At 48.6% G+C, this 20,291-nt stretch carries 12 protein-coding genes and 2 tRNA genes; 9 read left to right on the top strand and 5 right to left on the bottom strand.

Annotation, left to right across the window (positions count from 1 at the left end):
- Window positions 1–12 precede the first annotated feature (12 nt).
- Together ACYVGO_RS05890 and ACYVGO_RS05885 are read left to right on the top strand one after the other, a co-directional pair.
- Entirely contained in the window at window positions 13–1,020 is a 1,008-nt protein-coding gene (locus ACYVGO_RS05890) for an FAD binding domain-containing protein (RefSeq protein ID WP_460968278.1), read from the top strand.
- Between the two features lie 20 nt (window positions 1,021–1,040).
- The gene (locus ACYVGO_RS05885; protein WP_460968276.1) at window positions 1,041–3,167 is read left to right on the top strand and encodes a xanthine dehydrogenase family protein molybdopterin-binding subunit; all 2,127 of its coding nucleotides are present in this window, start codon (window positions 1,041–1,043) and stop codon (window positions 3,165–3,167) included.
- Between the two features lie 120 nt (window positions 3,168–3,287).
- On the opposite strand, the gene ACYVGO_RS05880 is transcribed toward ACYVGO_RS05885, so the two are convergent.
- The 5 genes from ACYVGO_RS05880 to ACYVGO_RS05860 form a co-directional block, all read right to left on the bottom strand.
- A tRNA-Leu gene (locus ACYVGO_RS05880) sits at window positions 3,288–3,371 on the bottom strand.
- A gap of 81 nt (window positions 3,372–3,452) precedes the next feature.
- Window positions 3,453–4,790 (bottom strand): dihydroorotase, encoded by a 1,338-nt coding sequence (locus tag ACYVGO_RS05875; RefSeq protein ID WP_460968274.1) that lies wholly within the window; start codon window positions 4,788–4,790, stop codon window positions 3,453–3,455.
- Window positions 4,787–5,758, bottom strand: coding sequence for a porphobilinogen synthase (gene hemB / locus ACYVGO_RS05870; RefSeq protein WP_460968272.1), 972 nt, complete (start codon window positions 5,756–5,758; stop codon window positions 4,787–4,789). The genes ACYVGO_RS05875 and hemB overlap by 4 nt, the downstream gene beginning before the upstream one ends.
- Before the next feature lie 157 nt (window positions 5,759–5,915).
- Complete coding sequence (locus tag ACYVGO_RS05865; protein WP_460968270.1) at window positions 5,916–6,614, bottom strand: response regulator transcription factor; 699 nt, start codon at window positions 6,612–6,614, stop codon at window positions 5,916–5,918.
- A gap of 76 nt (window positions 6,615–6,690) precedes the next feature.
- Window positions 6,691–8,637 carry a sensor histidine kinase gene (locus ACYVGO_RS05860; RefSeq protein WP_142776149.1) on the bottom strand — a complete coding sequence of 649 codons (1,947 nt, stop codon included), beginning with the start codon at window positions 8,635–8,637 and terminating at the stop codon, window positions 6,691–6,693.
- A 176-nt stretch (window positions 8,638–8,813) separates the two neighbouring features.
- Between ACYVGO_RS05860 and ACYVGO_RS05855 the strand changes: the two genes are divergently transcribed.
- The 7 genes from ACYVGO_RS05855 to ACYVGO_RS05825 all read left to right on the top strand — a co-directional run bounded on the left by ACYVGO_RS05855 (window position 8,814) and on the right by ACYVGO_RS05825 (window position 19,996).
- The gene (locus ACYVGO_RS05855; protein ID WP_460968268.1) at window positions 8,814–9,638 is read left to right on the top strand and encodes a T9SS type A sorting domain-containing protein; all 825 of its coding nucleotides are present in this window, start codon (window positions 8,814–8,816) and stop codon (window positions 9,636–9,638) included.
- Window positions 9,639–9,834: 196 nt separating this feature from the next.
- Entirely contained in the window at window positions 9,835–10,080 is a 246-nt protein-coding gene (locus ACYVGO_RS05850) for a hypothetical protein (RefSeq protein ID WP_460968266.1), read from the top strand.
- Window positions 10,081–10,698: 618 nt separating this feature from the next.
- The gene (locus ACYVGO_RS05845; protein ID WP_142776152.1) at window positions 10,699–13,791 is read left to right on the top strand and encodes a glycoside hydrolase family 3 N-terminal domain-containing protein; all 3,093 of its coding nucleotides are present in this window, start codon (window positions 10,699–10,701) and stop codon (window positions 13,789–13,791) included.
- Window positions 13,792–14,083: 292 nt separating this feature from the next.
- Window positions 14,084–18,679: an Ig-like domain-containing protein gene (locus tag ACYVGO_RS05840; RefSeq protein ID WP_460968264.1), complete on the top strand. Its 4,596-nt coding sequence runs from the start codon at window positions 14,084–14,086 to the stop codon at window positions 18,677–18,679.
- A gap of 28 nt (window positions 18,680–18,707) precedes the next feature.
- Window positions 18,708–19,142 carry a nucleoside deaminase gene (locus tag ACYVGO_RS05835; protein ID WP_460968262.1) on the top strand — a complete coding sequence of 145 codons (435 nt, stop codon included), beginning with the start codon at window positions 18,708–18,710 and terminating at the stop codon, window positions 19,140–19,142.
- 57 nt (window positions 19,143–19,199) lie between these two features.
- A complete protein-coding gene (locus ACYVGO_RS05830; protein ID WP_460968260.1) occupies window positions 19,200–19,814 on the top strand; it encodes a superoxide dismutase in 615 nt (204 codons plus the stop codon).
- 106 nt (window positions 19,815–19,920) lie between these two features.
- Window positions 19,921–19,996, top strand: a tRNA-His gene (locus ACYVGO_RS05825).
- Window positions 19,997–20,291 lie beyond the last annotated feature (295 nt).

Below are 20,291 nucleotides of genomic sequence, written 5' to 3'. Positions count from 1 at the left end.
AACCAGCATACTATGAGACCTTTTACATACACGACGGCCAAAGACCTCCCCTCGGCAACCAAACTTCTGACGGGGAACCTGAACGCAAAATTCCTTGCTGGCGGGACCAATCTTCTGGACCTGATGAAAGAGGATGTCGAACGGCCCAATGAGCTGATCGACATTACCAGGCTAGGCTTGAGCGAGATTAGGCCCATAACGGCCGGAGCTAATACTGGGGGCGCATCGATTGGCGGGCTGGGAAAAAATACCGATGCAGCCAATCACCCTTTGATCCGCCAAAACTATCCGTTACTAACACAGGCCATTCTGGCGGGTGCGTCCGGGCAGATCCGTAATATGGCGACGAATGGAGGTAACCTGCTTCAGCGAACGCGTTGTCCGTATTTTTATGATGTATCCATGCCCTGCAATAAACGCGAACCGGGAACAGGCTGTGGTGCACTGGAAGGCATCAACCGGATGCATGCCATTTTCGGTTGGTCAGACAATTGCGTTGCGGTGTATCCATCCGATATGGCGGTCGCACTGGCGGCACTGGATGCCATTGTTAAGGTCAGGAATGCCAGTGGCCAGGAGAGAGTCATCCTATTCGCAGATTTTCACCGGTTGCCGGGCGATACTCCTGAAAAAGATACGAACCTGAATCACGGCGAACTGATCACCGCCATTGAGCTGCCCAGGAACAACTTCGCCGACAAATCCTACTATCTGAAAGTGCGCGACCGGGCTTCCTACGCCTTTGCCTTAGTTTCGGTGGCAGCTGCCTTGGAAACTAGTGGAACCAAGATCGTACAGGCCAGAATTGCCATGGGCGGTGTGGCCCACAAACCCTGGCGGGCCTTGAAGGCGGAGCAAATGCTTATTGGTAAAGAAGCGACCGAAGCGAATTTCAAGTTGGCTGCCGATGCCGAAATGGCCGATGCAAAGCCGTTGGCACACAATAAATTTAAAGTGGAGTTGGGCAATCGAAGCATTGTACGGGCGCTGCAAATGGCGATGAACGGAGGTAAAGCTTGAGGTTAATGTCAATAAAATCCATGCAACAGAAAAACAAATTAGTCGGCACTCCCATCAATCGCATCGACGGGATACTTAAGGTAACTGGGAAAGCAGACTATTCTACGGATCACCCGGTTAAGAATCTTGCTTATGCCGTTCTGTTTAAAAGCACCATTGCCGCCGGAAAAATTCTGACTATTGATACGACTGCTGCCGAAAAAGCACCCGGTGTTCTGGCCGTTATTACCCATAAGAATGCCCCAAAGCTTAAGGTCGATGGTGGCCTGCGCGGTGGGGCTCTGCTACAAAGTCCTGAAATAGAGTTTTATGGGCAGCATATTGGTTTGGTTGTGGCCGAAACTTTTGAGCAGGCCCGGCACGCTACACGTCTGGTAAACGTGGAGTATGAAAAGACAACACCCAAAGTTGATTTTGACAAGCTGGCCAAGGAGGCTGTACTACCCAAAGACAAAGAGAAGGCGGATGCCAGGCGCGGAGACGCAAAAGCAGCCCTTAGCAGTGCCGACTATAAAGTTGAAGAAGTGTATGGGACCCCCATTGAGCACCACCACCCGCTGGAACCCCACGCCACTATTGCCGAATGGACCGGAGACCATGTTACCCTCTACAATAGTGCACAGATCGTAAATGCGGCACAAAGCGCAGCCGCAGCTACCCTAAACCTCAAGCCAGAACAGGTACGTATCATTTCGCCCTACATCGGTGGTGGTTTTGGCTCCAAAGGGGGGCAATGGGCTAATCTGGTGCTAACAGCCGTTGCGGCCAAGCAGGTTAATCGTCCGGTCAAACTGGCCCTAACCCGTCAACAGATGTTTAATTCGGTAGGGTTGCGGCAGCGCAACTTCCAAAAGGTGAGTTTGGCAGCTACCAAAGATGGTAAGCTGACAGCCCTGGCCCATGAAATTACAACCCATGCGGCCATCCACAGTGAGTTTGTGGAACCCTGTGGCGATTGCTCCAAAATCATGTACGATGCACCCAACTCGCTCATTACGTACCGGGTGGTGCCCATGAATTTGATTCTGCCAACCTACACCCGAGGACCCGGAAAATCCACGGGAAGCTTCGCCCTTGAATCGGCGATGGATGAACTGGCCTATAAGCTAAAAATGGATCCAATCGAGCTTCGCATCAAAAATGAGCCAGCACGTGACCCATCGGATGGTAAACCCTGGTCATCGCGGGCAACGGTTCAATGCTTACGGGAGGGGGCCAAAGCCTTTGGCTGGGACAAACGCAAGGCAGAACCGCGCCAGAACCAACAGGGAAATTATCTGATTGGCTACGGCGTAGCCTGCGGTACCTATCCCGCTCACCAACGACCCACATCGGCCATCGTAAAGCTTAAACGCTCCGGCAATGACGTTACAGCCACCGTTGAACTGGCTGCTGCGGACCTGGGAACCGGCACCTACACCATATTGACTCAAACGGCGGCCGATGCCCTGGTGCTACCCATCCAGAACGTTAAAGTACTAATTGGCGATTCAGACCTCCCCCCTGCTGCCGGTGCCGTGGGTTCGGTTGGGGCCGCTAGTTATGCCAATGCCGTTAATGATGCCTGCATAAAAATAACCGATGAGCTAATTGCTAAATCAGGTAAGCAGTTTTTTGCCCGACCAACGGCTACACAACTGATGATTTCTGAAAAGATCACCGATTTCCAGACCCGAGTGGATTCCAAGCCACCGGGAAATGTAGACGAATACTCTTCTCACAGCTTTAACGCCAATTTTGCGGAAGTAGCCGTAAATATATCGACGGGTATGGTTCGGGTTACCCGTTTTCTGGCCGTGACGGGAGCTGGTACTATTCTGAATCCGAAAACAGCCCGCTCGCAAATTATTGGTGGAAATGTGTGGGGAATTGGCATGGCGCTGACCGAAGAATCCGTTGTCGATCCGCGCTGGGGCAATTTTGCAACCCGATCCTTCGCCGATTATCACGTTCCGTCTAACCTGGATATTGGAACGATGGACGCTATTTTTATCCGGGAAGACGATCAGATTATCAACAGGATGGGGGTAAAAGGAATTGGGGAAGTAGGTATAGTTGGTGTGGCTGCTGCCGTTGCCAACGCCGTTTTTAACGCCACTGGCAAACGCGTTCGGGAATTACCAATAACACCCGATAAGCTCCTGTAACCGCATCAATTAGCAAGGAAACACCTTCCCCGAGGAGAGGATCAATGATTACTTTGCATTTAGTGGATTGACTTCATAAACAAAAGAAGCCGCAACCAATTAGATTGCGGCTTCTTTATGTGCCGAAGGCGAGACTCGAACTCGCATGTCCGTAAAGACACACGCCCCTGAAACGTGCGTGTCTACCAATTTCACCACTTCGGCAGTACGCTTCCCTGTTTGGGATTGCAAAGATAAGAGTCTCTGCGCTGATTGCACAAGGTTTTTGCGTAAATTTTTTCCAGGCTATCGGGTAAATAATAATCGTTCGCCCGGCTGATCCGTTAGGAACTGGCCATTTTCATAAACCACCTTACCCGACACAATTGTATGCGTTACGCTGGCTCCAAATGTATGGCCTTCTAATGGTGACCAACCACATTGATATAGAACGTTTTGCTTCGTAACCGTTGATGGCTGATTCATATCTACCAAAACCAGGTCGGCCCAATAGCCTTCTCGAACGTAGCCTCGGCGGTCGATCTGAAAGCAATCGGCTGGAGCATGGCTCATTTTTCGCACAACCGTTTCGATGGGCAATTTGCCCTGCGTCACAAAATCAAGCATGAGTAACAACGGATGCTGAACCAACGGCAAACCCGAGGGTGCCTGCCAATACGGTTGCTGTTTTTCCTCCCAGGTATGGGGCGCGTGGTCAGTAGCGATGATGTCCAGTCGGTCGTCCAGAAGAGCGGCCAATAGCGCTTCTTTATGATGCGGTGCTTTGATAGCCGGATTACACTTGATCAGGTTGCCCAGGGTTGCATAATCCCGGCTGTCGAACCAAAGATGATGCACGCATACCTCTGCTGTAATTCGCTTCTCGGTAAGGGGAATAGTATTATCGAACAAAACGAGTTCGTCGGCCGTCGAAATATGTAGTATGTGTAACCGGGCGTTATGCCGACGCGCCAATTCAACCGCCATTGACGACGATTTCAGGCAGGCTTCCTCATTACGGATCAAGGGGTGAAGATCCGCCGTTGCATAGTCATCATATTCCGCTTTGTATCGTTCGGTATTGGCCCGAATGGTGGCTTCGTCTTCGCAATGGGTAGCAATGAGCATGGGACTTTGCCGAAACAAACTATCCAGCACCTGCTCATTGTCAACCAGCATATTGCCCGTTGAGGAACCCATGAATACTTTGATGCCGCAAACAGTCTTCGGATCGGTGCGCAATACTTCGTCGAGGTTATCATTCGACGCGCCCATGAAGAATGAGTAATTCGCCAGCGATGTCTGCGCAGCAATTGCGTATTTATCCGCCAGCAAATCCTGCGTCAAGGCATTCGGAACCGTGTTGGGCATCTCCATAAAACTGGTGACGCCCCCCGCTACAGCTGCGCGCGCTTCGGACTTAATTGTGGCTTTATGCGTTAGACCCGGTTCCCGAAAATGTACCTGATCATCAATGACACCCGGCAACAGGTATTGACCAGTTGCGTCAATAATCCGGTTAACAGTACGATCAGACAGTCCCGACTTAATTTGGGAGATGAAGCCGTTTTCAATCAGTACGTCGGTCTCAACAATTTGACCTTCATTCACTAACCGAGCATTACGAATTAATAGTTTACTCATAATAAGCGGGCGGCTTCTTTTGCAAAATAGGTCAAAATTAAATTGGCACCGGCCCGTTTTATGGACATCAACGATTCCATCATAGCGCGTTCGCCGTCGAGCCAGCCGTTTTGCGCAGCCGCTTTTATCATGGCATATTCACCACTGACATTGTAGGCAGCAATGGGCAGATGGAAGTTATCATTCAGAAGTTTTATGATATCCAGATAAGCCAGTGCGGGTTTTACCATTAAGAAATCGGCCCCCTCTTCAAAATCAAGTTGTGCTTCAATGAGTGCCTCACGACTGTTGGCAGGGTTCATCTGGTACGTTTTCTTATCGCCAAACTTCGGTGCCGAATCAAGGGCGTCGCGGAAAGGGCCGTAGAAGGCACTCGCGTACTTGGCTGCGTAGGACATAATCGCTACGTCGTGAAAGCCGCCTTCGTCAAGCACTTGTCGGAGGTAGCCCACGCGTCCATCCATCATGTCGGACGGGCCAATAATATTAGCGCCAGCCTGTGCCTGGGCGAGGGCCATTTTACCCAATACTTCGAGTGTGGGGTCGTTCAGGATTTTACCGTTTTCAACAATGCCATCGTGTCCATCCGAGCTATAGGGGTCCATCGCTACGTCGGTCATGACCATTACGTCCGGGAAGCGATCTTTAATGGCCCGAACAGCCTGTAAATACAGACCATCTGGATTATAACTTTCGGTAGCGTATTTGTCTTTTTTCGACTCAGGCAGGTTCGGAAACAGATCGAACGTCTTGATACCCAGATCGACACATTCCTGAATTTCATCCAGCAGCAGATCCAGTGATAGCCGGTAGATACCCGGCATAGAAGCCACCTCCGACCGAACGTTCTGGCCTTCCATGATAAAAACAGGCAGGATAAAATCAGTGACCGACAAACGGGTCTCCTGCACCATGTCGCGGATAACCGCCGATTGACGGTTTCGACGCGGACGACGTAGTATATTCATTGGTTTTCGTGGAGTGAGCGAAGTAAGTGGAGTGAGTGGAGTAAGTGAAGTGAGTGGAATAGGTGAAGTGAGTGGAATAGTTGCGAACGATCTACTCCACTTATTTTCCTTACTTAACCTACTCTGCTCACTCCACCTACTACACTCACTTCACCCACTACACTATTAACTTAAATCCTTCCCCGTGTACGTTCACCAATTGAACAGTAGGGTCTTCTTTGAGATACTTGCGCAGTTTAGTCACGTACACGTCCATGCTTCGGGCGTTGAAATACGAATCGTCGCCCCAAACCATTTTCAGTGCAAAACTACGACTGACGGGCTGATTGAGGTTCTGTGCCAGCAATTTTAATAATTCAGACTCCTTACTGGTCAACTTCTGCGGTTGCGACTCGGTTGTTGCATCGGTATTCCGGGAAAGCAATTGATGCGGGTAATCGAAGGAAAGCGAGCCGATTTGATAAATAGTAGCTTCCGCCGAATCGGTTGAGCGTTGGTATCGGCGCAAAATAGCCTGAATGCGAAGTAACAACTCCTCCATGCTAAATGGCTTAGTCATGTAGTCATCAGCCCCAACCTTAAAGCCCTGGATAGTATCTTCCTGCATAGATTTGGCCGTCAGAAAGATAATGGGCACATCGCGGTTACCCATCCGAACTTCTTTAGCCAACGTGAATCCGTCTTTCTTGGGCATCATTACGTCGAAAATGCAGAGGTCGTAATTGCCCCCCATGAACAACTGTAATCCCTGATCACCATTGATGGCGCGGTCGGTAGGGTAGCCTTTCATGGTCAGGTATTCCTGCACCAATTGACCCAGATTCGGGTCGTCTTCAACGAGGAGAATGGTTGGCATAATTTCAGTAATTAGTGCAGTAGGTAACCTACGTGAAGTATGTTTCGTATTCGTTTTCACGACTCCACTTAGTTCCTTACTTCACTACTAACTCTTGTTTATAAGGTAAAATCACTTCAAAAGAACTGCCTTTGCCTAAGTGGCTTTCGACCATAATCTGGCCGTGGTGTTCATCAATCATCTTTTTCACATAACTCAATCCTAAGCCGAACCCCTTTACATCGTGGCGGTTGCCGGTTGGCACTCGGTAAAACTTCTCAAAAATTCGGCTCGTCTGGTCTTTCGACATGCCCAGTCCCTGGTCAGTAACCGTAATACTAACGCCTTCAGGAAGGCTTTGTGTACTAAGGGTAATGTGCGGGCTCTCAGGCGAGTATTTTAGTGCGTTGTCCAGCAGATTGTAAACGATATTGGTCAGGTGTAGTTCATCGGCCTCAACCACTTCCCGATCAGCATCAAAATGCAGGTCTACCTCTCCCCCACGCTGCTCAATCTGCAACCCCAGGTTGTTCAGCACCTTTTCGATTACGTCGTGTACATTCACGGGCGATAGGTTGAGTTTAATTTCACCCCGGTCCAGTAAAGCCATCTGCAATACCTTCTCCACATGCGAACCCAGCCGCCGGGTCTCATCGCGGATAATGCCCATATAGCGGGTCAGCCGCGAGTCCACTTGTTCAGGCGGTTCGGAGAAACCCATGCCCCCCTGTCCGCCAGAAGCCATCCCAACTGGCACCCGCCCAACTTTTGACTGGGCTTCCGACCGCAGTTGCTCCTGTGCCATTTCGACGGCCAGCGAGATGGTCGAAATGGGTGTTTTAAACTCGTGGGTCATATTATTAATGAAGTCATTCTTGATATCGGCTAGTTTTCTCTGCCGAACAATCGTGCTAATGGCTATGTAAAAACATGCCAGTATAACCAGAATGAGTACGACCGACGCACCAAACGTGAAACCCAGCCGACTTAAAATGAACTGCTGTTGCGTAGGGAAATAAACATAGACATAATTCCCGGTTTCGAGCAGATTATTGGGAAACAATGCCGCTTTGTAGCCTTCTGCATCGAGTTGGCGGGCATCCATACCCAATGAGGTAAACAGAAATTTGGGTTGTTGCCGAGTTCGAACTCCATAGGCAAATGGAATGCTGATACCTCGTTCAACCAGTGCCTGCTGTAGTAGAGTGTCGAGCGCCAGCCGGTTAACCCGGTCTTCAATGGGCCGATCAGATAACAATAGGCCTTTAAGGACATCTTTAATCCGGTGCGACTGTTCTTCGGCCCGATGTTGACTCATGCTTGCCGGATGGGTGGGAACTCCAGGCTTAACCGACCCGAGCGTATTTTCCGGTAGAGCCTTCCGCTGTGGGGGCGACTGACGAAGGCGCCTTTTGGCCGCTCGTCGGAGTGAATCCCCATTGACCTGCTTATTGATACGGAGTAGCTCGGAACTGAGCACATTTTCGACCCAATGATCGAACTGTTGTTGTTGTAATAGCTGGGTCTGCCAGTCACCAACGGCCATCAACTCTTCCTGCTGCCGAAAAAACTCAACCACAACAGCCGACTGCTCAGCTGACAGTGGCTGAACCGTTGGGTGAAGCACATCCGATTGTACCACAACAGCACCAGCAGGGGTCATTCCAAGCGTCATTGTCTGCCGTGAGTTCGGTGGAATAGCCTGCGTTCGATTCTCCTGTTTCGCTTCGGCCAACCGATCGGCTTGCTTAGCAGTCATGCCATGATAAATGGACTCTTTAGGAATTGACTTTCCTTCTTTTTTGGCAATAGCCATCAGGCGATCCTGTTGCTCACGAGCTTGAATACGCTGCTTGGTCAGGTATACAATTTCCTGCCGTTCCAGTGTCCGAACCACCTCCTGCAACGCATCGGTAACTTTGTAGGCGAATTGTTCTTTCTGCAAGCGCAAAGCACTCCCAATCCAGAATAATTGCAGGCCTACAAGACCCAGCAACCCTATGGCCATTAGTGCAACAATCCAGCGTATACGTTGTCTCGACATTTTTTTACTCGCTCATGCAACCTTCGTCCAAGTTCTGCATCTATTCAAAAACTGGGCGTGGTATGTAAAAGTACGAACGGGGTAGCCTACTCATTGGCGCGTTAACAAACTTTAACACCCCCACTATCAATTGGTTTCACAACTTATTGTTCCTTCGTTTGCAATTATCCTGTACTATGAAAAAAACAGTTTTAGCGGTCTCCCGGTTCACACCGGCCCTGCTTCTGGCAGTCACTTTCAGTGGTGTTGCTCTGGCACAAAAGGCGGTATCGCCATCGCCGAAATCTACTACGAATGACGTAAATGTCCGAATTATTGAACGTAATGGTGATGAAGTTCGGGAAATCGAACGCACGTATAGCATGGATGGCATGAGCGATCCACAACGCGATAAGATGGTTATGAAATTAGTGGATTCGCTCAAGGCAACCCGCAAGGATGGTCGCAAACGGCAAATGACGATCATTGTAGAAGATAATGATAGCGACCGAATTGTATCCCGCAAGCGCATTGGCCCAGGTATGAAACGTATTCCGGGAGACATCTATGTTCAACGGAATAAATTACCCCGTAACAACCGTGAATCGTGGGACAACCAAAACTGGAACTACGAACTTCATCGGGGAGTCGATTCCATGGCGGATCAAATCCGTCGGTTCAAATTCGAGTTCCCAAGAGATTTTGATCGACAGTTAGTTCAACCTTTTGAGAGTTGGTCCCGGAATATCGGCGGCAAACCCTCTACCATTCGGGGATTAGATGCATACCCCAACAATCCTGACCGCGACCAACTGAACGTCCGCTTTACGGCACCCACCAAAGGCGACATAAGTATTATTGTTACGAATCCGAAAGGGAAGGAAGTGGCTAAACGAGAGATAAAAGACTTCTCAGGCGAGTTTGTGGGACAGATTGATCTGGGCAAAAAAGCGCAGGGAATCTATTTCATTACGGTTACCCAAAATGAAGATGGAGCGGTAAAACGGGTTATTGTGGAGTAGTAATTCGTGAAGTGGTGGAGTAGGTGAAAAGAGGGTATTAAGTTGAGTCGTTGATTAATACCCATTCGCTTACTCCACTACTTCACTTACTTCACCCACTCCACTAAACTCAAAAATAATTTGAAAAATTTAGTACTATGTATTGCAAGATACCAAACTAAACATATATCTTTGTAGTGTAATTAAGATAGAGGTCATGAAAACGTTAGTAGTTATCGGCATTTTACTAGTGGGCATCAGCAGTCAGGCATTTAGCATGGGGCACCCACACAATATGTTTGCGGCCCGGAAACAATTGCGGGCTAAAGCATCAGCATCAACAGCCAGACCGAAAGCAACATCGACTATTGGATGGCAACATGCTGTGCAGGTTACAAAAGCTGAGTTCAGCGAGCGTCTTCTGTCGGCTCTGTCACATATACGCCCAGCCAGAGCTTATTAGTCATTACGTTATCCATTATCCCTCTAGTTTGGCGAGCTTCCTGATTCGCCATGTCCCTACTTTAAAGCCTACAGCATCGGCTTCTTCCCTCTGGCCCTTCGGGCCTTTTGTTATTGCCGGTTCGGCACACTACCCAACAAGGATTTCCCTTACACTTACTGGCTGATTTCCGCACATCCCCAACGAGTGTCAACACCTGGGCGTTCGCCTTTCAACTGGCTGCTATCTACCAGCGGCATCATTTTTGTACTTATCCTCCCTACCTATTCCTCCAAATCAACTACTAATTTCCTATCCGTACAGGTAAGGCTCAACCAATCAATACTTTTTAAGTCATAGATGCGAGAACGAATCGTTGGTGTCGTTCTTGCCGTATATAGCGAACGTGTTAACCGTCTGAATTACAGTATGGCCTATACATTATGGTTGACAAAAAGAATTAATTTTCAACTTTAATTTTGTATTAATCCGTTGGCAATAACATTTGTTCTACATTATTTCGTTTAAAATTTAGATAATTCAATGATGAGTGCCAATTTTCGGTAGGGTTTGGCTATTTTTATGGTTTGCCAGAAACTACCGTTAACTGACCTAGACTTTTTTACTTTCAGAGTGCCCATGCGGAACATCGCTGTACGACCAATTTTACTTGTCGGCCTTCTGTCCGTCAGCTTGTTAACGGCTTTCGGTCTAATGAGGCCAGGCCGTAGCTACTGGGCACGACATGCTCATGCGAGATCGCACAAAGCGAAAGCCAAAGTCAAACGACCATTGCCAGTTGTGACTCCTGTTGTTGTTTCGCCCTATAAATATGGGGAAGCCGCTACACCTGTCGAGGTTTTTATGCTTCCCGATAGCGGACGGCAATGGGTAGATAGCGTTTTCCAGGGCCTGACACCTGAGCAAAAAATAGGGCAATTTTTCATGGTCGCGGCCTTTTCAAATCGCCATGAGAATCACTACCAGTACATTGATCATCTGATCCAGAACAATCACATTGGCGGATTAATCTTTTTTCAAGGCGGTCCTTACCGGCAGGCTATTCTGACTAATCGCTACCAGGCTGAATCAAAAGTACCGCTGCTTATTGGTATTGATGGTGAATGGGGTCTGGGCATGCGTCTGGATAGTGCCATGGACTTTCCCAAACAGATGTCGCTGGGTGCTATTCGGGACAACGAGTTGATTTATCGAATGGGGGCCGAGATTGGCCGTCAGTGCCAGCGTTTAGGTATCCATATCAATTTTGCCCCCGTATCCGATATCAATAGCAATCCGGCTAACCCCGTAATTGGAGTTCGCTCATTCGGTGAAGCCAAAGAGAACGTAGCCTTGAAAGCGTCAGCCTACATGCGTGGTTTACAGCAAAACCATGTCATTGCTACTGCCAAGCACTTCCCCGGCCACGGCGACACTAACGCCGACTCGCATCATACACTGCCCACCGTTTCCCGGTCGTCGGAACAAATGCGCGAAATTGATCTGTACCCATTCCGCAAACTTATTGCCGATAGTTTAATGGGAGTAGTAACAGGTCATCTGCATGTACCTGTAATGGACAACAGACCGGCGCTGGCCGCTACATTATCCGAAAAGATTGTTACCGAACTCCTCAAAAAAGAACTCGGATTCCGGGGGCTGGTTTTCACTGATGCGTTGAATATGGGCGGCATTAGTCGGTCACCCAAAGCAATGGACGTGAACTTACAGGCGTTAATTGCCGGAAATGATATTCTTCTCTATCCAGAAAATGTGCGAGAGGCTGCGGCAACGATCCTGAATGCTGTTCAGCAGGGCGTAATTACGCAGGAGTTTATCGACGAGAAAGTCAAAAAGATTCTTAGGGCCAAATATTGGGCTGGCCTTCATCACTACAAACCTATTAACCTGGGCGGTTTATCAGCAGAGTTGAATTCTCCCGAAGCTCAATTGCTCAAACAGGAACTCTGCGAGCAGTCGGTAACGGTGGCCGATAATCAGAACAATCTTCTCCCGCTCAATCGGCTGGATACCCTGCGGCTGGCCTCGATAGCTATTGGAGCCGAACCCGGCAATGTATTTCAGAAAACCCTGAACCAATATGCACCCTTCCAGACAGTGGCTTTCCCGGAAAAACCACTGTCGGAAGCAGACCTCACGAATATGTTAGCTCATGTGGGGGATGCAAACACGGTTGTCATTAGTTTTCACCGAATGAGCGAATCAGCCGCCCGTCGATTCGGGATTACCAAACCTTCTCTGGATCTGATCACCCGCCTGAAACAGCGCGGAACCAAAGTAATTGTTGCAGCCTTTGGATCGCCCTATAGCTTACCACAATTTGCCGGTGCCGACGCCCTTGTCTGTGCCTATCAGGATCTTGATGATATGCAGCGGGTAGTCCCTCAAGTGTTATTTGGCGGACTGGGTGCCCGAGGCATGTTACCCGTCTCAACATCGGGCGATATGAAAGTGGGCATGGGCCTGAGAACCAATCCGGAAGGTAGGTTGTCAGCCGGGTCGCCGGAGAGCGTCGGGATGAAATCGGCCGTATTGAATCAGATCGATGCCATTGCCCAGAGTGCAGTTAAGAATCATGTTGTTCCAGGCTGCGAGATTCTGGTAGCTCGGAAAGGCAAAGTAGTATACAGCAAAAACTTTGGTGCACTGACCTATGCCGCGGGTGCCGAGAAAGTAACGGATGAGACTTTATACGATCTGGCGTCCCTTACGAAAGTACTGGCTACCTTGCAGTCCGTGATGGTGTTATATGACCGGAAACAGATTGATCTAACCCAGAAAGCATCGCTTTATCTACCCGAGCTACGGAATACCAACAAGCAAAATATTACCCTTCAGGACTTGCTCTGGCATCAATCCGGTATGGTATCGTATTATCCAACCACCTGGGATCGCACCCGACTACCAGGCGGAGGGTTGAAAGCTCAATATTACGCAGCTACACAAGACAGCCTCCATACACTTCAAATTGCCCCTACACTCTGGGGTGTCCCCGCCCTGAAAGATTCGGTTTGGAAATGGGTGATTCAATCGCCGATGTCTCGAAAAACCGATGAAGCAGGTAAGCCGGCCTATGTGTATAGCGATCTGAACTTCCTGACCCTACAGAAAATCGTTGAACGGGTCAGCAAACAGCCATTAGATAAATTTGTTACGGAGAATGTATATAAGCCGTTAGGGCTGCACCAACTTGGCTTTACCCCGTTGCAACGGCTACCTCATCCGCAGTGTGCTCCAACGGAACAGGATACCTACTACCGAAATCAATTGCTGGTGGGAACAGTACACGATCAGATGGCGGCAGTGCAGGGAGGTATTTCGGGGCATGCCGGACTGTTTGGTAACGCCCATGACATTGCTACACTCCTACAGATGAATCTTCAGAAAGGCGTTTACGGAGACCAGCGAATTTTGAATCCAATGACCGTGCCTTACTTTACCCAAACTCTTAGTAATCGCAGCTTCCGGGCCCTGGGCTGGGACAAACCTAATCCCGAAAGCGCGGGCAGCGTGTACATGTCACCTAAGGCATCAGCCCGGTCATTTGGTCATACGGGTTTTACGGGTAACGTTGTCTGGGTCGATCCAGATGAAGAGCTGGTTTTTGTATTCCTCTCGAACCGTATTTATCCAACAGCGGGTAATAACTCCATCAATACAACGAAACTCCGCCGACGGATTCATGAAGTAATCTACAGCGCCGTTGAGTAATGGTTTCTTGAGTAAGCGGTAGCGTATTCTTAAGTTGCCCTGCTGGTTAAATTAGCTTATGCCACTTCAATACTGAAGTGGCATTTTTATTGCAGCAACTTATAGGTATGTGTGTCTTCAGCTAATCGAATGGAGACAAAATAGCCGTATACTTCTACTGATCAATCAATTAATCATATATTTATCCTCATAGTTCTGTCTGGTATACTTAGGCAGTGGCTTAGCGCATCCGCATATCAAGCATAAATGCATTAACTTTAGAGTCCAAAATGGATTCATTACTCAATTTTTTATGAAGGGACGTATTTTTTACTCCTATTTAGCGGTTTTGCTGTGCCTAACTGGCCTAACAACGCACGGCTTTGCCCAAACGATTACTACGGTCACATTTTCCCCAGCTACGGTTTGTGCAGGTAGTGGCCTTACGGTAACTTTTACAACAAGTAGCTCATTCGCTGTAGGCAATGTATTCACCGCTTATTTATCTGATGTTGTTGGAGGAACCTACCCAACAACATTAGGCACTCTTGCCTCAAGAACGGGCGGAAATATTAGTGGAACAATTCCCTCGGCAGCTGTTAATGGGGATGCCTACCGTATTCAGATAGTGGCTAGCAATGCTACAAAGGCTAGTAGTTTATCAACCCTCACAATTAGTGTTCCAGCGGCTCCAAGTGTAACTACACCGTCCCCTTATTGTGAAGGCACAACAGCCTCAGCGCTAGTAGCTACCGGCCAGAATCTAAAATGGTATGGTACTAGCCAAAGTGGGGGGACTTCATCTAGTATAGCTCCCGTCCCCAGCACCGCTGCTGCTTTTATAGGCAATTTCAACTATTATGTAAGCCAGACGGTTGGCGGCTGTGAAAGTCCAAGAGCCGCGATTACGGTTACAGTGAAAGACGCCCCTCCCACACCGGCCACTAACCCAGTGACCTATTGTGTGGGACAAACAGCGAGTGCTTTAACCGCAACGCCAGTCTCTGCTGGAGCTACCCTTAACTGGTATGGCACCTTGGCTAGTGGCGGCTCACCCTCTTCTGTTTCTCCAGTTCCTTCAACAACAATTGCGACTACAACGACCTATTACGTCAGCCAAACCCTAAATGGTTGTGAAGGCCCCCGCGCCAGCCTGACGGTAACCGTAAATGGCATCCCCTCTGCCCCAACTGGCACTTCTGCTACCTATTGCGAAGGGAGTACAGCCCAACCATTGACGGCTACTGGTCAAAATCTAAAATGGTATGGAACCAGCCAAACCGGAGGCTCTGGGTCGAGCAATGCCACCGTCCCCAACACGGCAACCCTTGGTACTACTGCCTATTACGTAACTCAAACAGTGAATGGTTGTGAAAGCCCGCGTACGGGTATATCTGTACAGGTGAAAGACAGCCCTAATGCACCAGGCACGTCAACCATTGAATTTTGTCAGGGAGTTGTTGCCCCAACCTTAACAGTAACCCTTACTGCTGGTGCCACCCCAAATTGGTATGGCACAGCTGCCAGTGGAGGCTCGCCTTCAGGGACGGCCCCTATACTTTCTAGCTCCACCGCTGGCACTACAATTTATTACGTCAGTCAAACACAGAACGGTTGCGAAAGTCCTCGTGCCAGTCTGACTGTACGGGTGAAAGCTACCCCAAGTGCTCCGGGAGTCAGTTCAATTGGCCTATGCAATAATAGCACCGCAGTACCCTTAACGGCGACAGGATCAGGCCTTAAGTGGTACGATGCCGCTGATGCTCCACTAGGAGGAGCGCCCACACCAAATACAAATACCTTGGGCAGCCAAACCTATAAAGTTTCCCAAACTGTAGAAAGTTGCGAAGGCCCTAAAGCCACTATTACTGTCACCATCAATGCGATCCCTTCTGCCCCAGTCGGTACCTCTGTTACCTATTGCGAAGGAAGTTCGGCTCAGCCATTAGCAGCTACGGGTCAGAACTTAAGATGGTATGGTATTAGTCAAACGGGAGGTACTTCATCAGGAACACCCAATACTCCTAGCACTACAACTTTGGGCACTACGCTCTATTACGTAACCCAAACGGTAAACAACTGCGAGAGCCCACGGGTAGGAATACCAGTGTTCATCAAAGATACACCTATTGCCCCTGGCACTACGGCTATTGATTTCTGTCAGGGAAGTGGTGCACCAACCTTAACCGCAACACTAGTAGCCAATGCGACGCCTAACTGGTATGGCACCTCAGCTAGCGGTGGTATAGCGTCTGGCACTGCGCCAACGCCCTCGAACTCCACTGTTGGGACAACTGTTTACTATGTTAGCCAAACCCTAAATGGTTGTGAAGGACCAAGAGCGAGCCTGGCTGTGCGCGTAAAAGCAATACCCGGCGCACCAGGCGTTAGCCCAGTAAGTTTCTGTAACAACGGTCCAGCCCAGCCCTTAACCGCGACGGGTTCAGGGCTTAAATGGTATGACGCTTCTGACAGTCCGCTAGGGGGAGCCCCAACCCCAAACACAGGTACTGTTGGCAGTCAGACATATAAAGTCTCTCAAACCGTTGAAAGCTGCGAAAGCCCTAAAGCAACGCTTACCGTCACAATTAATTCGATACCAGCTTCGCCTACCGGCACTTCTCCTAGTGCCTATTGCGAAGGAAGTCCGGCACAAGCGCTGGTGGCTACTGGTCAGAATTTGAGATGGTATGGCACCAACCAAACAGGTGGTTCAGGGTCAAGTAATGCCACCGTCCCTAGCACAGCAGCCTCCGCCATTGGCAGTATTACGTACTATGTAACGCAAACAGTGAATGGCTGCGAAAGCTCACGTACGGGCATACCTGTACAAGTGAAAGACACACCAGATGCACCAGGCACCTCTTTAGTTGAGTTTTGCCAAAACTATGGCGTACCCACACTGACTGCTACCCTGGTAGCCAATGCGACTCCTAACTGGTATGGTACTTCTGCCAGTGGTGGTACAGCTTCTAGTAGCGCACCAGTTCCCACAAATTCCACAGTTGGTACTACGATTTATTATGTCAGCCAAACTCTGAGTGGCTGTGAGGGTCCTCGTGCCAGTCTGAGTGTACGGGTAAAAAGTACCCCTGGCGTACCGGGCGTCAGCCCAATTAGCTTTTGTAACAATAGTCAGGCACAGCCATTAACAGCTAACGGCACCAACCTAAAATGGTATGATGCCTCGGACAACTCAATAGGTAACACGCCAGTACCAAATACAGGCACTGTTGGTAATCAGGTTTATAAAGTCTCCCAAACCTCTAGTGAGGGCTGCGAGGGGCCCAAAGCAAGTATAACCGTTGTTATCAATCCACTTCCTGGTCAGCCGAGCGTATCGAATGTTAACTATTGCCAGGTCCAACAAGATCAACCACCCCAAAATGTAACCTCATTGGCGTCTAACGCCAGTGGTCAAAACCTAAAATGGTATAATAGCGCAGGCAGTCTGCTTTCCGGCGCACCAATTCCTTCTATTACCACCGCTGGCACACAGTCTTATCAGGTAAGCCAGACTGTCAATAATTGTGAAGGAGGAAAAGCAACTATTCAGGTTACAGTTAATACGTTAGCAGCCCCTACTACACCAAAACCGCTGGTTGTTTACTGCCTGAATGATAAGGCAACCCCACTGGAAGCAATTGGCGAATCAGGAAGCCAGCTAAAATGGATTGACCCCTATGGCCGAGTTACTAATGACGCTCCTACGCCATTAACGCTCAACACAAATGTTCAGCCGGGGGGAGATCCTTTCTACGTGTATCAGATTGGGACAAACGGCTGCTATAGTCCGCGTGCTACGATCAAAGCTATTGTTACTTCACCACCCACACTGGCACTGGTTGCGCCCGTATCCACCGTCAATCTAGGACAGAAAGCTCCCTTACAACTGAAGTTTACCAGTTCAGGACCGTATAGTTATACCCTAACGGGTGGGTATTCGGGCACATCACTCAAGGCAGATACAACTATTTCGGTGTTACCACGTGGCAACACCATCTATCAGGTAATTACCGTCTCGAATGGATGCGGTATAGGTTTACCAGGTAGTCCGGCAACTGCCCAGGTCAATGTCATTGTTCCAACTGTTTCAACCAGTTCCCTATCCACAACGACCCTATGCTCTGGAACATCGCTAACTGTACCCTTTACTACAACGGGTCAGTTTAACTCAGGGAATGCATTCAGAATGGAATTGGTGAGTACAGCCGATACATCCAAAAAGTATGCGGTCTCGGCAACAGCCACTAGCTCACCTGTTACGGGTAGCCTGCCTCTTACACTTCCGGGAGGACAGTACTTCGTACGAGTGAAAGCTGATAATCCAGACATAGCCATTATAGGAAGTAACAGTCCTACGTCACTCACCGTGCGCTCGGTGGCTAGTGCAACTTTGACGGGTACACAAACTATTTACGAAGGGACCCCAGCTAACTTAACCCTGACATTTGGGGGAGATGGCCCCTGGACTGCAACCTATGCCGATAGTCTTCGTTCATACACAGCTACAACATCCAGTAGCCCTTATATTTTTGAAGCACGACCTGTTCGAAGCACAACCTATCGACTCACAGCTGTGAGAAATGTCTGCGGTAATGGGCCAATTTCTGGTACGGCAATAATCACAGTAGCACCATTACTAGGCGTAGATGATAACTCGCTTGATCCCCTGGTAAAAACCTATCCAGTTCCTACCCAAACGGTACTCAGCGTAGAATTAGACCTACCACTAACTCGCGATCCAGCAACCCTATCGCTTATGGATGCCCAAGGCAGGCCCGTTCTACAGCATACCACACGGAATCAGCGCAATGAACTCGATATGACTACACAGCCTAACGGTCTCTATTTCCTACGTATACAAGTAGGCGACCGACAAACGGTTCGTAAAGTATTGAAACAATAACATAAGTCGCTACACACAAACGATTATCATGCCCGACGAATATTTTATGGATATTGCCCTTGGTATGGCGGAAGAAGCTGCTGATAATGGCGAAATTCCTGTTGGGGCCATCGTCGTTTGTCGCAACCGAATCATTGCCAAGTCGCGCAATCAAACAGAACAATTGACCGATGTAACGGCTCATGCTGAACTTATGGCTATTACAGCAGCTGAGCACTACTTAGGCAGTAAGTACCTGACCGATTGCACCTTATATGTGACACTGGAACCTTGTGTAATGTGTGCAGGTGCTTTATTCTGGGCACAGCTGGGCCGGTTAGTTATTGGTGCACCCGATCCCAAGCGTGGCTATAGTCGTGTGAATCCATCAATATTACATCCTAAAACCCGCTTAGAATCCAGTATATTAGCCGATGAAAGCCAAGCGCTACTGGCAAAGTTTTTTAATCGCCTAAGAACATAATTTGGAATAGGCTTGTTAACAGAACCGAATAATCTTACATTCTAACTAATCAATACAATGGCTTTTGTATTAGATCCGCTTCCTTACCCAAGTGATTCGCTCGAACCGAATATTGACAAGCAGACCATGGAAATTCACCACGGCAAGCACCACAATGCTTACGTGACGAACCTGAATAATGCCATTGCAGGCACAGATATGGAAAATAAATCCATTGAAGATCTGCTGGCCAGCGTAAGCAAAGCACCAGTGGCTGTTCGTAATAATGGCGGTGGTCATTATAACCATACGCTGTTCTGGAATACAATTTCGGGAAGTGGCGGTGGCCAGCCAACAGGCACGCTGGCTGATGCAATCACGCAGAAATTTGGCTCATTCGATACCTTTAAAGAAGAGTTCACCAAAGCAGCAGCCACCCGGTTCGGGTCGGGTTGGGCCTGGTTGATCGTAACGCCTGAAGGCGAACTGGCAATCACCTCATCCCCTAATCAGGATAATCCATTAATGGATATTGCCGAAGTGAAAGGCTTCCCCATTATTGGTCTTGATGTGTGGGAACACGCTTATTATTTGAAGTATCAAAATCGTCGGCCGGATTATATTGCTGCGTATTTTAACGTAGTCGACTGGAATGCAGCTGAGAAACGGTATCAGCAAGGCAAGCAAGCCTAACTTATAAAGAATGATAAGTGAAGAATGAAGAATAGGAATTGAAAAAATACTTTTCATTTTTCACTCTTCACTCTTCACTTTTTATTACCTTTGCACTCTCAAAAATGGTGATTGTAGCTCAGTCGGTTAGAGCGCCGGATTGTGGTTCCGGAGGTCGCGGGTTCGAGCCCCGTCTTTCACCCTGGATCAAAGCCCTGATTTTATCGGGGCTTTTTTTATTGCCCTACCCTTCTGTCTACAAACTGAGATTCAGTATTCAGTCGACGTTCAGGCTGGCTGGACAGTAAGTAGAGAAATAAAAATTATTGTTTGTGAATCTAGAGTAAGTATTATTACCTATTGATTATCAGAATCTTACCTATAGATTAATTCCTTACAAGTTAATAGTCAGCCCTTACAGCCATTCCCCTCATTTGCTTTATACCGATTAGGCGGTAATTTTGTTTATCTTTTTAAGACAAACATTAAACAAGTCAG

The organism is Spirosoma migulaei (genome assembly GCF_054776855.1).
The sequence above is the reverse complement of the archived record's forward strand: the minus strand, read 5'-3'. Positions and strand labels throughout refer to the sequence as shown.

Excerpts from the sequence above, each read along its gene's own strand:
- ACYVGO_RS05890 (WP_460968278.1), top strand. The coding sequence starts at position 13 with ATGAGACCTTTTACATACACGACGGCCAAAGACCTCCCCTCGGCAACC.
- ACYVGO_RS05885 (WP_460968276.1), top strand. The coding sequence starts at position 1,041 with ATGCAACAGAAAAACAAATTAGTCGGCACTCCCATCAATCGCATCGAC.
- ACYVGO_RS05875 (WP_460968274.1), bottom strand. The coding sequence starts at position 4,790 with ATGAGTAAACTATTAATTCGTAATGCTCGGTTAGTGAATGAAGGTCAA.
- hemB (WP_460968272.1), bottom strand. The coding sequence starts at position 5,758 with ATGAATATACTACGTCGTCCGCGTCGAAACCGTCAATCGGCGGTTATC.
- ACYVGO_RS05865 (WP_460968270.1), bottom strand. The coding sequence starts at position 6,614 with ATGCCAACCATTCTCCTCGTTGAAGACGACCCGAATCTGGGTCAATTG.
- ACYVGO_RS05860 (WP_142776149.1), bottom strand. The coding sequence starts at position 8,637 with ATGTCGAGACAACGTATACGCTGGATTGTTGCACTAATGGCCATAGGG.
- ACYVGO_RS05855 (WP_460968268.1), top strand. The coding sequence starts at position 8,814 with ATGAAAAAAACAGTTTTAGCGGTCTCCCGGTTCACACCGGCCCTGCTT.
- ACYVGO_RS05850 (WP_460968266.1), top strand. The coding sequence starts at position 9,835 with ATGAAAACGTTAGTAGTTATCGGCATTTTACTAGTGGGCATCAGCAGT.
- ACYVGO_RS05845 (WP_142776152.1), top strand. The coding sequence starts at position 10,699 with ATGCGGAACATCGCTGTACGACCAATTTTACTTGTCGGCCTTCTGTCC.
- ACYVGO_RS05840 (WP_460968264.1), top strand. The coding sequence starts at position 14,084 with ATGAAGGGACGTATTTTTTACTCCTATTTAGCGGTTTTGCTGTGCCTA.
- ACYVGO_RS05835 (WP_460968262.1), top strand. The coding sequence starts at position 18,708 with ATGCCCGACGAATATTTTATGGATATTGCCCTTGGTATGGCGGAAGAA.
- ACYVGO_RS05830 (WP_460968260.1), top strand. The coding sequence starts at position 19,200 with ATGGCTTTTGTATTAGATCCGCTTCCTTACCCAAGTGATTCGCTCGAA.